The following is a 14,680-nucleotide window of genomic DNA, read 5'->3' as shown; positions in this document are numbered from 1 at the left end:
TGCGCGCCAGAACCGGCCTCCGGGGCCGGTTCTCCCTACTATCTTGCTGCCCGTTCTAAAAAAGCCCGGCCAAACGTTCAAGCATTTTGGGCGAAACCCGCCGCGGATTCCATATCCACGGCAACAATCCGCGAGACGCCCTGCTCCTGCATCGTCACGCCGATCAGTTGTTGCGCCATTTCCATCGCGATCTTGTTGTGCGAGATGAAGAGGAATTGCGTCTTCTCCGACATCGCACGCACAAGGTTCGCAAAGCGCTCCGTGTTGGCGTCGTCGAGTGGGGCATCCACTTCGTCCAGCAGACAGAACGGCGCAGGATTCAACTGGAACATCGCAAACACGAGCGCCGTGGCGGTGAGTGCCTTTTCGCCGCCCGACAGCAAGTGAATGGTCGAATTCTTCTTGCCCGGCGGTTGCGCGAGCACCTGCACGCCGGCATCGAGGATCTCGTCGCCGGTCATCACGAGTTTCGCCTGGCCACCGCCGAAAAGACGCGGGAAAAGCTCGCCGAAATGACGGTTCACTTCGTCGAACGTGCCTTGCAGCAACGACCGCGTTTCCTGGTCGATCTTGTGGATCGCGTCTTCCAGCGTGCCGATGGCGTCGTTCAAATCCGCCGATTGCGCGTCGAGGAAATCCTTGCGCTCACTGGCTGCGGCGAGTTCATCGAGCGCGGCCATGTTCACGGCGCCAAGGGCCGCGATCGCGTTGTTCAGCCGCGTGACTTCGCCTTGCAGATACGAAGGTTTCAGATCCGGCGTGAGCTTGGCCTGCAGCTCTGCTTCATCGACACCCGCCGCCGCCAGTTGCTCGACGAACTGCTCGCCGCTGATGCGTGCCGCCTGTTCCTTCAACTGCAATTCGTTGATCTTGTCGCGCAACGGCTGCAGCGAACGTTCCGCGATAAGCCGCAATTCGTCTGCTTGACGCAGTCGCGCGGTGAGATCGTCGAGTTCGATACGGGCCGATTGCAACGCCGCTTCCCGGGCCGCGCGCAGTTCGAGCGCGTCCTGCAAGCCGGTGTGCGCCGTTTGCTCGTTGATCGTTTCGAGTTCGGCGCGGGCGTCTTCCAGCGCACCGGCCACGCGTTCGCTCTGATCCTTCGCCGTTTCAATGTTGCGCCGGTATTCCTCGATCTTCGCCGCGAGCCCACGCGCCGCGAAGCTGGCGTCGGTGGCCGCGCGTTCGAGGTCCCGCGCTTCCTGGCGTGCGTTGGTCAATGCTTCGTCGAGTGCTTCGAACGCCAGTTGATGATCTTCGAAACGCGCCTGCAACTCGGCGAGTTCGCCGTCGTGGCGCTCGAAATTCGCTTCCGATTCAGCGCGCAACGCACGCTGTTCATCGATTTGCGCGGTAATTTCCGACAGTTCCTCACGGATCTGCGTGCTGCGCTGCATGTAGCGTTCGTGCGCCTGCGCGAGCTTCAACACGTCCATTTGCAATGCGTGGACGCGTTGGGTCGCGCGTTCGGCGGAAGAACGGGCATCGCCCAGACTCGCCGATGCCTGCGTGTGCGCCGCTTCCGCTCGTACAGCAGCGGCTTTGGCTTCATCGGCGAGCAGGGCTTGCGCGCGTACTTGCTTCGTCAGGTTTTCGATTTCCTGCTGGCGGGCGAGCATGCCGGCCTGCTCGGAATCGGCGGCGTAAAGCTGTACGCCAACGCGGGTCACCACATGCCCGGCCTTCACCACGAACGCAGCGCCGTCCGGCAATTGTGAACGCGAGGCCAGAGCCTGAGCGATGTCATCGGCGACAAAAACGTTGCCCAGCCAGTCGGTCAGTACGGCGCGCAGACCGGCATCGTCAATACGGATCAGCGCCAGCAGCGGCCGCAAGCCAGCGGGCGTTTCCTGCGGACGGCCGGCGTTGGGTGGTGCATAGAACGCGAGCTTGGCGGGCGGAGCATCGGTTGCAAACGCCTTCACCCAGTCGAGATTCGATACTTCCAGCGCCGCAATCCGCTCACGCAGAACCGACTCCAGCGCCGTTTCCCAACCCGCTTCAACGTGCAGCTTTTTCCAAAGACGCGGCAACGAACCGAGCTCGTGTTTGTCGAGCCACGGCTGGATCTTGCCTTCGGTCTGGACGCTTTCCTGCAACTGCTTCAATGCCGCGAGCCGCGCTTCGAGCTGGTGAATCTGCGCGCTTTCGGACTGCACTTTCTCTTGCGCCGCGCGACGCTCGCCATCCAGACGCGGCAGCGTGTCCTGCGCCTCGGAGAGCCGGGCTTGAGCTTCAGCGAGAATTTCTTCGTGCTCGGCCAGTTGCATGCGCAACTCTTCGAGCTGCGCTTCGTCGGGCGCGTCCAGGCCACCCGCTTCGCTTTTCAGGCGTTCGTGACGCTGCTGCAACTGCTGCAGTTGCTGATCGGCATTGCGTTGATGCGCAGCCTCGAGCTTCAACGCCTGTTCAGTCTGCGCGATACCGCCGCGCTCTGCGTTCAACTCGCTCTGGGCGTCGCGGAAGCGCGCTTCGAGCGCCGGCAGTTCGTCGTGTTTCGCCGCGGCCGTTTCCTGCGCGATTGCCGCCTTTTCCTCGCCGATAGCCAACGCTTCTTCGGCATCCGTGATCTCGCCACGGGCTTTCTCGGCTTGCATCTGCCATTGTTCGCGCTGAGCGCTCAACGCGGCAATCTGCGCCTGCACCCGATTGCGCGATTCCACGATAAAGCGGATCTCCGCCTCGAGCTTGGCCACTTCCGAGTTCGCTTCGTACAGCGCGCCCTGGGCGCCCTGCATGGCGTCGCTCGCGCTGTAGTGCGCCACGCGTAACGTTTCCAGTTGCGCTTCTACTTCACGCAGCTTGGCGGTTTGTGCTTCGAGCTCGATCTGCGCGTCGCTGATTGCTCGCTGTTGGCGCTCCGACTCGTTGCCTGCCTCGTTCTTGCGCAACAACCACAGGAGCCGTTGCTTTTCTTCGCCGTCGGCCTGCAGCGTCTTGTATTTCGTCGCGACGATCGCCTGGGCTTCGAGCTTTTCCAGATTCGCGCTCAACTCGCGCACGATGTCTTCCACGCGGGTCAGGTTTTCGCGGGTATCGTGCAGGCGGTTTTCGGTCTCGCGGCGGCGTTCCTTGTACTTGGACACGCCTGCGGCTTCTTCCAGGAACACGCGCAGCTCTTCGGGCTTGGCTTCGATGATCCGGGCAATCATGCCCTGCCCGATGATCGCGTAGGCGCGCGGGCCAAGCCCCGTACCCAGGAAGATGTCCTGGATATCGCGGCGCCGGGCTGGCAGGTTGTTGATGTAGTAGCTCGACGTGCCGTCGCGCGTGAGGACGCGCTTGACGGCGATTTCGGCGTAGGTGCCCCACTGGCCGGCGGCGCGGCCGTCGGCGTTATCGAAGATGAGTTCGACGCTGGCGCGGCTGCCGGGCTTGCGCGCGGTGGAGCCGTTGAAGATCACGTCCTGCATCGACTCGCCGCGCAGTTCGGACGCGCGCGATTCGCCGAGCACCCAGCGCACGGCGTCGATGATGTTGGACTTGCCGCAGCCATTCGGGCCCACCACGCCGACAAGCTGGCCTGGGACCTGGAAATGGGTGGGATCGACGAAGGACTTGAAGCCAGCGAGTTTTATCGAGGTCAGACGCACGGCGATATCGCTGATTGAAAAGAATTCGGGAGAACGGGCCGGCGGGCCTCCGAGCCATGATGCTTGTGCGGCAGGAGATAACGACTAACGCCGGTCGAAAACGCTCGGGCGGTGGGTCGAACCCTGTCGAATAGAAGCGACGGAGCGCAACCCGTGGTGCCATTGCCCGACGGCTTATGTATATAACTACAAGCCACCGCGAGCACGCAACCCGGCGAACGGTGACAATCATACCATCGCCCGTCTTGAATTCTTTTGGTTTGCTGACACAGGGTTTCTTGCTCACAACGGTCGGCGGGCCGGGGTTCTGCAAGGGTCAATGCTAGTCGGTTTCAGCTTGCCGGCGGCAGCGGCGGTCCACTGGCTGCGCATGGCGCAAACCGGCCTTCCGGCCGACGGCAGGACCGCCTCAAAGCGCCAGCAAACCCAACCAGGAGGCACGAGGGGGCTATAATCCGAGCCTTGTCGTTTCATCATTTGCACCGACTTCGCCGTGAATCCACTTCTCCAGAAACTCCAGCCGTATCCATTCGAAAAGCTGCGCGCGCTATTCAAGGGCGTCACGCCGCGCGCTGATCTGGCGCCGATCAGCTTTGGTATCGGCGAGCCGAAACATGCAACGCCGGCGCTGATCCGCGAGGCAGTCGTGAATGCGATGTCAGGCCTCGCGTCGTATCCCGCCACCGCCGGCAGCGAGTCGTTGCGTCAGGCCATTGCTGACTGGACGAAGCAGCGCTACGGCCTGCCCGCGGTCAATGCAGCCACGGAAGTCCTGCCCGTTTCCGGTTCCCGCGAAGCCTTGTTCTCGCTGGCGCAGACCGTGATCGACAGCCGCAGCACCGTTGAACCGCCCGTTGTCGTGTGCCCGAATCCGTTCTATCAGATCTACGAAGGCGCAGCCTTGCTGGCCGGCGCCGAGCCGTACTTCGTGAACAGCAATCCGGCGCGCAACTTCGCCTGCGACTACGCAGCCGTCCCCGACGCCGTCTGGGCACGTACCCAATTGCTCTTCGTCTGCTCCCCCGGCAACCCGACCGGCGCCGTGCTGACACTCGACGACTGGCGCGAGTTGTTCGCGCTATCGGATCGGCACGGCTTCGTGATCGCCTCCGATGAATGCTATTCCGAGATCTATTTCAACGAAGCCACGCCCCCGCTGGGCGGCCTGGAAGCCGCGCACAAGCTGGGTCGGGGTTTCGAACGGCTGGTGATGCTGTCGAGCTTGTCGAAGCGCTCGAACGTGCCCGGCATGCGCTCGGGTTTTGTCGCCGGGGATGCGTCGATACTCAAGCAATTCCTGCTCTACCGCACCTATCATGGCGCAGCGCTCTCGCCCATGTTCCAGGCAGCGAGCGTCGTTGCGTGGAAAGACGAGGCGCACGTGCGCGACAACCGCGCGCTGTACCTCAAGAAATTCACGACCGTCACCCCCATGCTCGCCGAGGTGCTCGACGTCCGTCTGCCCGACGCCGCTTTCTATCTGTGGGCGAACGTGGCGCGCACCGGCGTAACCGACACCGAGTTCGCCGCACGCCTTTACGCCGACTATAATGTGACGGTTTTGCCGGGCTCATACTTGGCGCGCGACGCCCACGGCACGAATCCCGGCAGCGGCTTCATTCGCATTGCGCTGGTCGCCGATGTCGACGAATGTGTGGAAGGTGCGCGGCGTATCGTCGAATTTTGCGGCACGCTGAAGCAGCGTTGACCGACCCGGTAAATCTCTCCTTAATCACAGTACTCACTTAAGTTCACGACCATGTCGCAACAACTTCAGCAGATCATCGATACCGCCTGGGACAACCGCGCCGAGCTGTCGCCGAAATCGGCCCCCGCCGACGTGCGCGACGCTGTCGCTCACGCCATCGAGCAACTCGACAAAGGCCTGGCCCGCGTTGCCGAAAAGCAGAACGGCGAATGGGTGGTCAATCAATGGCTGAAGAAAGCGGTATTGCTGTCGTTCCGCCTGGAAGACAACGCGCCCATGCCGGCTGGCGGATACAGCCAGTTCTACGACAAAGTGCCGTCGAAGTTCGCCAATTACACGGCTGAAGATTTCGCTGCGGGCGGCTTTCGCGTCGTGCCGCCGGCTATCGCGCGCCGTGGTTCGTTTATCGCTAAAAACGTCGTGTTGATGCCGTCGTATACGAACATCGGCGCGTATGTGGATGAAGGCACGATGGTCGATACCTGGGCCACCGTCGGTTCGTGTGCGCAGATCGGCAAGAACGTGCATTTGTCGGGCGGCGTGGGCATCGGCGGCGTGCTGGAACCGCTGCAGGCGAACCCGGTGATCATCGAAGACAACTGCTTTATCGGTGCGCGTTCGGAAGTGGTGGAAGGCGTGATCGTGGAAGAGAACTCGGTCATCTCCATGGGCGTGTATCTCGGCCAGAGCACCAAGATTTACGACCGCGAAACGGGTTCGGTCACGTATGGCCGCATTCCGGCGGGCTCGGTCGTGGTCGCGGGCAACCTGCCTTCGAAAGACGGTTCGCACAGCCTGTACTGCGCGGTGATCGTGAAGAAGGTGGACGCGAAAACGCGCGCCAAAGTCGGCCTGAACGAGTTGCTGCGAGGCGACTGATCCATGGCCGCGAAAAAGATCGTCGTGTATGGGATTCCGAATTGCGACACCGTGAGAAAAGCGCGCGTGTGGCTGGAAGAACATGACGTGCCGTTCGAGTTCTATGACTTCAAGAAAGCCGGGGTATCGACGTTCTTGTTGCAGGACTGGTTGAAGGACGTCACGCTCGACGAACTGATCAACCGGCGCGGCACCACCTGGCGCGGCCTGTCGGATACCTACAAGGACGAAGCCGGCTCCACGGCCGGCGCGATCGCGTTGATGATCCACAAGCCGTCGATCATCAAGCGGCCCGTGCTCGTGGTCAACGGCCGCGTGAAGTCGCTCGGTTTCGATGCCGAAAAGTACGAAACGCTGTTCGTTTAAAGATTGAGCTTTAAACTTTTAAGCGCAGCATCGCGCGCCTTCTGACAAAAGGCGCGCGAATCTAGATCCCCGCCGGCCGCCGCGCCGGCTTTTTTATTGAAAGTGGCTCGAATCCATGTCCGGCACCCTTCTCCTCTCGGAACAACTCATCGCGCGCGCGTCCGTCACGCCCGACGACCAGCATTGCCAGAACCTGCTGATCGAGCGGTTAATGGCGATCGGCTTTGAGTGCGAAACGATCGCGTCCGGTGGCGTCACGAATCTCTGGGCCGTGAAACGCGGCACGGACGGCACTGACGGCAAGTTGCTCGCGTTCGCCGGCCATACCGACGTCGTGCCGACCGGTCCGCTAGAACAATGGACCTCGCCGCCGTTCGTGCCGACTCACCGCGACGGCAAGCTGTACGGACGCGGCGCGGCGGACATGAAGACGTCCATAGCAGCGTTCGTTGTGTCGAGCGAAGAGTTCGTCGCGGCGCATCCGGCGCATCGCGGCTCGCTCGCTTTCCTGATTACCAGCGACGAAGAAGGCCCCGCCACCGACGGCACCGTCAAGGTCATCGAAGCGTTGAAAGCGCGTGGCGAACGGCTGGATTACTGCATTGTCGGTGAGCCCACGTCGAGCGCCACGCTCGGCGATATGGTCAAGAACGGCCGACGCGGTTCCATGTCCGGCAAGCTGGTCGTGAAAGGCGTGCAAGGTCATATTGCTTATCCGCATCTCGCGAAGAATCCCATTCACTTGCTCGCACCGGCACTCGCTGAACTGGTCTCGACGCATTGGGACGACGGCAACGAATATTTCCCCCCGACCACGTGGCAGGTGTCCAACCTGCATAGCGGCACGGGCGCAACGAACGTGATCCCGGGTCACATCGAGTTGATGTTCAATTTCCGCTTCTCCACGGCAAGCACGGTGGAAGGCCTGCAAAGCCGCGTTCACGCGATCCTCGATAAGCACGCGCTGGACTACGATCTCGCGTGGAGCGTCAGCGGCCTGCCGTTCCTCACGCCGCGCGGCACGTTGTCGAACGCACTGGAGCAAGCCATCCTCGATGAAACCGGCGTGCGCACCGAACTGTCCACCACGGGCGGCACCTCGGATGGCCGATTTATTGCTCGCATCTGCGAACAGGTGGTCGAATTCGGACCGCCGAACGGCAGCATTCACAAGATCGACGAGCATGTTGAAGTGGCGTTTATCGAACCGTTGAAAAACGTGTATAGACGCGTGCTTGAAACCTTGCTTGCCTGATCCGACTCACTCTTATAAGGAGCCTGCGATGGCGCTTCCCTTCACCACCGTTCGCGATCTGCTGCGTTTTGCCGTGTCGCGTTTTACAGAGGCGGACTTGTCGTTCGGCCACGGTTCATCGAATGCATTCGATGAAGCCGCGTACCTCGTGCTGCATACCCTGCACTTGCCGCTCGACACGCTCGACCCATTCCTCGACGCGCGCCTGCTCGACACCGAAATCGACGCCATCATGAAAGTGATCGAGCGGCGCGCAACAGATCGCGTGCCGGCGGCGTACATCACGCACGAAGCGTGGATGCACGGGCACCGTTTCTACGTGGATGAGCGCGTGATAGTGCCGCGTTCGTTTATTGGCGAGTTGCTGCAGGATGGCTTGCAGCCCTATGTGCAGGACCCTGACGAAGTGTCGCGCGTGCTGGAACTCTGCACGGGCTCCGGCTGCCTCGCGATTCTCGCGGCGCAGGCGTTCCAGAATGCGGACATCGACGCCGTCGATATCTCCGCACCCGCGCTGGAAGTGGCGCACCGGAACGTGGACGACTACGACCTGGATTCGCGCGTCGCGTTGTATGAGGGCGATCTGTTCGGACCGCTACCCGTTGGCCACTACGAAGTCATCATCACGAATCCGCCGTACGTCAACGCGCTGGCCATGCAGACCCTGCCCGCTGAATATCGCCACGAGCCGGAACTCGCACTCGCGGGCGGCGCGGACGGCATGGATATCGTGAAGCGGATCGTGGGCGAAGCGCGCAAGTGGCTGACCGAAGACGGCGTGCTCGTGGTCGAGATCGGCAACGAACGGGCCAACGTGGAAGCGACGCTCGGTGGCCTCGACATTGTCTGGCTCTCGACCAGCGCCGGCGACGACAACGTGTTTCTCATCCAGGCAGCCGACTTGCCAGGCTGACGGCACGACTATCAGTATTACCAGGCACCGCGTACATGCACTTCGAGTGGCAGGACTGGCTTCATCTCGGCACGTTTGTGATCATCGCCCATTTACTGGGCGCCGCCGCAGCGTGCCACGCGGTGCTCAACACGCGCACCTCGCAAGGCGCGGTCGCGTGGGCCGTGTCACTTGTCGCCATGCCCTACTTCACGCTGATCCCGTATCTCTTTCTCGGGCGCAGCAAGTTCGCCGGGTACATTGACGCACGTCGGCTGGAAAACGAGATCCTGCGCAAGAGCGCGCACCCGACGGAATGGAATTTCCCCGATGAAGCCGCCCGTCTGCGCGGCGCGGCGGACGGCGATCCTGCAGAGTATCTCGGCCATCCGACCATACGCGCGCTGACGCGTTTGAGCGGCATGCCGTTCCTGCGCGGCAATTCCGTGCGCGTGCTGATCAACGGCGACGCCACGTTCGACGCAATCTTCAAAGCTATCGACGCGGCGAAGGTCTATGTGATCGTGCAGTTTTTCATCGTCCGCGACGACGACCTTGGCCGCAAGCTGAAAGACCTGCTGATCCAAAAAGCGCAGCAAGGCGTACGGGTTTATTTTCTCTACGACAGCATCGGCAGCTTCGATTTGCCGAAACGCTATGTGAACACGCTGCGCGCGGGCGGCGTGCAGACGCATCCGTTCGCGACCAAGCGCAAGTTCGTTAACCGCTTCCAGATCAACTTTCGTAATCATCGCAAGATCGTGGTCGTTGACGGTGAATGCGCGTTTGTCGGCGGTCACAACGTAGGCGTGGAATATCTCGGTGCGAATCCACGTTTGTCACCCTGGCGCGATACCCACATTGAAGTGCGCGGGCCGGCGGTCGCCAGCATCCAGTTTGTGTTCATAGAAGACTGGTACTGGGCAACACAGCGCATTCCAGAAGTGGCGGAGTCGAAGACATCGGCGGACGACATGAGCTGTCTCATTCTCGCAAGCGGCCCCGCCGACCATCAGGAAACGTGCTCGCTGTTTTTCGTCGAGGCAATCAACGCGGCGCGTTCGCGGATCTGGATCACGACGCCGTACCTCATCCCCGACGAAGCCGTGCTTTCCGCGCTGCGGCTCGCGGTTTTGCGCGGCGTGGACGTACGCATCCTGATTCCGAGCCGCCGCGATCATCGCGTGGTGTTTGCGGCGTCGAAACTCTATGCCTACGATGCGCTGCTGGCAGGCGTGAAAATCTTTCGATATCGCCCGGGTTTCCTGCATCAGAAAGTGGTGCTGGTGGACGATATGTCCGCCGCCATTGGCAGCGCGAATCTCGACAACCGCTCGTTTCGTCTCAACTTCGAGATCATGGTCCTGACCGTGGACCGGCGCTTTGCAAGCGAAGTCGAAAAAATGCTGCTCGACGACTTCGCGCAATCATGGGAAATCAGCCGCGACGATTATCTCGGCGCCCCCGCATGGCGCCGCATGACAATGCACGTCGCGCGCCTGTTTTCACCCATTCTTTGACAGGGCGACGTCCAGCCGGACGTCGCCCTCGTCAAAACCGCCGTCAGAGCAACTTTTCGATATCGCCGGAAAGCGCATCCGGTTTCGTCACCGAGCCAAACCGGGTGATCACGTTGCCTTCCTTGTCGACCAGGAACTTCGTGAAGTTCCATTTGATACCTTCGGTCCCCAGCACGCCCGGCGCTTCCTCGGTTAGATAGCGAAACAGCGGATGCGCGTTCGCCCCGTTCACGTCGATCTTCGCAAACAGGGGGAACGTGACGCCGTAGTTCTGCTCGCAAAAGCTGCCAATTTGAGCCGCATCGCCCGGTTCCTGCTTGCCGAACTGGTTGCACGGAAAACCCAGCACCGCGAACCCGCGATCCGCGTAACGTTCGTACAGCTCCTGCAAACCTTTGTATTGCGGCGTGAATCCACACTCGCTCGCGGTGTTCACGATCAACAGCACCTTGCCCTGATAGTTTTCCATGCTGACGGTTTCACCGCCGAGGGTTTCCGCCGAAAACGAGTAGATAGGGTTCATTCGATGCTCCGCTTGAAAAAATCCAGTCTAAGCGAAACGCAGGTCAAAAAACACCCGACCGACCGGCTAACGACGCGCCGACCTCACGCACCAACGTCAATGAGCCGGCGGCGACTACCCGCGCCAGTCTAAAATAGCGTTTTCCCGTACTTGCCTGGGTCTCCACGCCGTGATTCGCTTTAACCAGTTCAGCCTTGCCCGAGGCACCAAACCGCTCTTCGAACAGACCACGTTCGCGCTCAATCCTGGCGAAAAGGCGGGGCTCATCGGCGCTAACGGCGCGGGCAAGTCCACGCTCTTCTCCGTGCTACGCGGCGATCTGCACGCGGACGGCGGCGATTTCTCGATGCCGCCGTCGTGGCAAATCGCGCACGTCGCGCAGGAAACGCCGGCCGTGGATCGCACCGCGCTCGACTACACGCTTGACGGCGACACGCAATTACGGCGCATCGAAGCGCGGATTGCGGCGGCATCGGCGGCTCACGATGGCGCAGCCGAAGCCGACGCGCACGCCGCTTTCGCCGACGCAGACGGTTACACCGCGCCCGCCCGCGCCGAAACCCTGCTGATCGGCCTGGGGTTCACGCTCGCGCAAACAAAGGATCCCGTGACGAGCTTCTCCGGCGGCTGGCGCATGCGCCTGAACCTCGCGCAGGCGCTGATGTGCCGCTCGGACCTGCTGCTGCTGGACGAACCCACGAACCACCTGGATCTCGATGCGATCATCTGGCTGGAAGACTGGCTGCATCGTTATCCGGGAACGCTGATCGTGATTTCGCACGATCGAGAATTCCTCGATTCCGTCTGCAACGTCACGCTGCATCTGGAAAACCGGCAAATCAAGCGTTACGGCGGCAATTACAGCCAGTTCGAAATCCTGCGCGCGCAACAAATGGCGTTGCAGCAAAGCGCGTATGTGAAGCAGCAAAAGACGGTGGAGCATCTGCAAAGCTTCATCAACCGTTTCAAGGCGCAGGCGACCAAAGCGAAGCAGGCGCAAAGCCGCGTGAAGGCGCTGGAGCGCATGGAAATCATCGCGCCGGCGCATGCTTCTTCGCCTTTCACGTTCGAGTTCCGCACGCCCGATGCCGCGCCGAACCCGATGATGGTGATGGAGTCCGTGCGCTGTGGTTATCACACAGACGCCGGCGAAGTACCGATCGTGGAAGGCGTCACGCTGTCCATCCAGAACGGTCAGCGAATCGGCTTGCTGGGTGCGAACGGACAGGGGAAATCGACGCTCATCAAGACGCTGGCGGGCACGCTGGAAGCGTTGAGCGGCACGGTGCGCGAGGGCAAGGGCTTGCGGATCGGTTATTTCGCGCAGCATCAACTCGAAACGCTGCGTCCCCAGGACTCCGCGCTGGAGCATGTCGCCCGGCTCGCGCCCGACACACGCGAACAGGAATTACGCGATTTCCTCGGCGGCTTCAATTTTTCCGGCGAGATGGCGACCGCGAAGATCGCGCCGTTCTCCGGGGGAGAAAAGGCGCGGCTCGCGCTTGCGCTGATCATCTGGCAAAAACCCAATTTGCTGCTGCTCGACGAACCGACGAACCATCTGGATCTCGAAACGCGTCACGCGCTGACCATGGCGCTCGCGCAGTTCGAAGGCACATTGATCCTGGTGTCGCACGACCGTCATTTGCTACGTGCCACCACGGATAACTTCATGCTCGTGGCGAAGCACCGGCTGCAGCCGTTCGACGGCGATCTTGACGATTATCGCGACTGGCTGTTGCAACACGCGGCGGAACAGCGAGCAGCGGCCAAGGAGATGGCCAGCAGTGGTTCATCGGACGATTCGCTGGAATCAGGGCAGAACCGCAAGGAGCAGCGTCGCCAGGAGGCACAAGAACGGCAGAAACTCTCGCATTTGAAAAAGCCGCTGCAATTGCGGATTTCAAAGATCGAGAAGGAGATGGACAAGCTGAATGCCGAGAAAGCGCAGCTTGATATTTTCGTGGCCGATGCAGCCAGTTACGAGCCCGCCATGAAGGCGCAGCTCACGGAATCGATTCGCCGTCAGGCCGATGTGAACGGCCGGTTGGAAGCGCTCGAAGCGCAATGGCTGGAAGCGCACGAGGAACTGGAGCAGATCGGCTGATCCGCCCTGGCTTAACGCCTCGGCAGGGTTTGCCGCGGCATTCCTTCGTCGTCGACCAGTACGTGCTTGCGGCCCTTCACGTGGCGCCGAATGGTCGCCACCACCTCATCTTCGGTCACGTCTTCGGCTACTACGCGACGCGATATCTGCCCTTCAGCGTCGATCCACTCGACAATCCGGCAACCGCCGCCCCATGGCTGCTGGATGGGCGCGGACACACGGCAGCCGCGCAGATGGAATGTTGGGCGAGACAAAGTTTGATCTGCGTGTTTCAAGGCGTAGTCCTTTTTCCTTTTCCGCTCGTATCCGGGTTTGTCGCGATACAAGGATAGAAAAAGCACGCCCCGCTTGGGTTACACGAATCTCGCGGTTTTTTACACGACATTACTAAGGGACCGATCGACAATGCCTCGCAATGCGACCTTGGCAGCTTCAGGCCAGCGACCGCACCCGGTCTATCGCCTCTTCAATCCGATCGACCGCGATCACTTCCAGCCCGTCGATAGGTTGCTTCGGCGCATTCGCCTTCGGAATCAGCGCGATCGAAAAGCCCAGTTTCGCGGCTTCCTTCAGACGGTCCTGACCGCGCGGCGACGGTCTGATTTCACCCGCCAGCCCGACTTCGCCGAACACGATCAGACCCTTGGGCAACGCCTTGTTACGCATCGACGAATGGATCGCGAGCAATACGGCCAGGTCGGCCGCGGGTTCCGTGATCTTCACGCCGCCCACCGCGTTCAGGAATACGTCCTGATCGAAACACGCAATGCCCGCATGCCGATGCAACACGGCCAGCAGCAATGCAAGCCGGTTCTGCTCCAGCCCCACGGCGAGACGGCGTGGATTCGGGACATGCGCGGTATCGACAAGCGCCTGCACTTCCACCAATAACGGCCGCGAACCTTCCTGCGTCACCAGCACGCACGAACCAGGCACGCTCTGCTCATGCTGCGATAAAAACAGCGCCGATGGATTCGCCACGCCACGCAAGCCGCGCTCGGTCATCGCGAATACACCGAGTTCGTTCACCGCGCCGAAGCGGTTCTTGAACGCGCGCACGAGCCGGAACGATGAATGGGTATCGCCTTCGAAGTACAGTACCGTGTCGACGATATGTTCAAGCACGCGCGGCCCGGCGAGATTGCCTTCCTTCGTCACGTGCCCGACCATGATGATGGCCGTGCCCGTCTGCTTCGCGATCCGCGTGAGTTGCGCCGCGCATTCGCGCACCTGGGCGACCGATCCCGGCGCTGAAGTCAGCGCTTCGGAATAAACGGTCTGGATTGAATCGATGACCGCAACTTCCGGCCGTTCTTTATCGATAGTCGCCTGAATTCGTTCAAGCTGGATTTCCGCCAGCAAGCGCAAATCAGGCGCTGCCTTGCCGGAATCGCCCAACAAGCCGAGCCGCTGCGCACGCAACGCGATCTGCGCGCCGGACTCTTCGCCACTGATATAAAGCGCGGGCCGCTCACGGGCGATCTCCGCCAGCGATTGCAGCAGCAGCGTGGATTTCCCGATGCCCGGGTCGCCGCCGATCAGCACCACGCCGCCGGCCACCAGGCCGCCGCCCAGCACCCGGTCGAATTCGCCGATACCCGTGGTAAAGCGCGGCACGTCCGACGCTTCGATCTCCGACAAACGCTGCACCGGAGAGGTCTTCGCGAGTGATTGAAAGCGATGCGCCGACGGCGATTCCGCCACCGACTCGACCAGCGTGTTCCACGCGCCGCATGCGGGACATTGACCTTGCCATTTCGGCGCCTGGCCGCCGCAATCGGTACATACGTACAGTGTCTTGACCTTCGCTACTTTTGCCACTCGCCTTCCTGAATTC

Annotated in this window: 11 protein-coding genes; 7 read left to right on the top strand and 4 right to left on the bottom strand. The window is 61.4% G+C overall.

Annotation, left to right across the window (positions count from 1 at the left end):
* Positions 1-77: 77 nt before the first annotated feature.
* Complete coding sequence (gene smc, locus ACSQ36_RS06410) at positions 78-3,593, bottom strand: chromosome segregation protein SMC (protein WP_436181271.1); 3,516 nt, start codon at positions 3,591-3,593, stop codon at positions 78-80.
* 493 nt (positions 3,594-4,086) lie between these two features.
* Here smc and dapC point away from each other — a divergent pair, with 493 nt between their 5' ends.
* From dapC to cls, 6 genes are all read left to right on the top strand, one after another.
* Entirely contained in the window at positions 4,087-5,301 is a 1,215-nt protein-coding gene (gene dapC, locus ACSQ36_RS06405) for a succinyldiaminopimelate transaminase (RefSeq protein ID WP_436181270.1), read from the top strand.
* A 51-nt stretch (positions 5,302-5,352) separates the two neighbouring features.
* Positions 5,353-6,180, top strand: a complete 828-nt coding sequence (gene dapD, locus ACSQ36_RS06400; protein WP_436181269.1) for a 2,3,4,5-tetrahydropyridine-2,6-dicarboxylate N-succinyltransferase — start codon at positions 5,353-5,355, stop codon at positions 6,178-6,180.
* Positions 6,181-6,183: 3 nt separating this feature from the next.
* Positions 6,184-6,546: an ArsC family reductase gene (locus ACSQ36_RS06395; protein WP_436181268.1), complete on the top strand. Its 363-nt coding sequence runs from the start codon at positions 6,184-6,186 to the stop codon at positions 6,544-6,546.
* 115 nt (positions 6,547-6,661) lie between these two features.
* Positions 6,662-7,801: a succinyl-diaminopimelate desuccinylase gene (gene dapE, locus ACSQ36_RS06390; RefSeq protein WP_436181267.1), complete on the top strand. Its 1,140-nt coding sequence runs from the start codon at positions 6,662-6,664 to the stop codon at positions 7,799-7,801.
* A gap of 28 nt (positions 7,802-7,829) precedes the next feature.
* Positions 7,830-8,714: a 50S ribosomal protein L3 N(5)-glutamine methyltransferase gene (prmB, locus tag ACSQ36_RS06385; protein WP_436181266.1), complete on the top strand. Its 885-nt coding sequence runs from the start codon at positions 7,830-7,832 to the stop codon at positions 8,712-8,714.
* Between the two features lie 35 nt (positions 8,715-8,749).
* Positions 8,750-10,213, top strand: a complete 1,464-nt coding sequence (gene cls / locus ACSQ36_RS06380) for a cardiolipin synthase (RefSeq protein WP_213763127.1) — start codon at positions 8,750-8,752, stop codon at positions 10,211-10,213.
* Positions 10,214-10,256: 43 nt separating this feature from the next.
* Here cls and ACSQ36_RS06375 read toward each other — a convergent pair whose 3' ends face one another.
* Positions 10,257-10,736 (bottom strand): glutathione peroxidase, encoded by a 480-nt coding sequence (locus ACSQ36_RS06375; RefSeq protein WP_436181265.1) that lies wholly within the window; start codon positions 10,734-10,736, stop codon positions 10,257-10,259.
* A gap of 169 nt (positions 10,737-10,905) precedes the next feature.
* Between ACSQ36_RS06375 and ACSQ36_RS06370 the strand changes: the two genes are divergently transcribed.
* On the top strand, positions 10,906-12,843 hold the full coding sequence (locus ACSQ36_RS06370; protein WP_436181264.1) for an ATP-binding cassette domain-containing protein: 1,938 nt from the start codon (positions 10,906-10,908) through the stop codon (positions 12,841-12,843).
* Between the two features lie 11 nt (positions 12,844-12,854).
* Here the strand turns inward: ACSQ36_RS06370 and ACSQ36_RS06365 are convergent, their stop codons facing one another.
* Both ACSQ36_RS06365 and radA read right to left on the bottom strand, forming a co-directional pair.
* A complete protein-coding gene (locus ACSQ36_RS06365; RefSeq protein WP_213763131.1) occupies positions 12,855-13,118 on the bottom strand; it encodes a DUF2866 domain-containing protein in 264 nt (87 codons plus the stop codon).
* Positions 13,119-13,275: 157 nt separating this feature from the next.
* Entirely contained in the window at positions 13,276-14,664 is a 1,389-nt protein-coding gene (gene radA / locus ACSQ36_RS06360; RefSeq protein ID WP_436181263.1) for a DNA repair protein RadA, read from the bottom strand.
* Positions 14,665-14,680: the final 16 nt, after the last annotated feature.

Source organism: Caballeronia sp. LjRoot34, assembly GCF_964253815.1.
Classification (GTDB): Bacteria; Pseudomonadota; Gammaproteobacteria; order Burkholderiales; family Burkholderiaceae; genus Caballeronia.
Note: the sequence above shows the minus strand (reverse complement) of the source record. Positions and strands in the feature narration are given on the sequence as shown.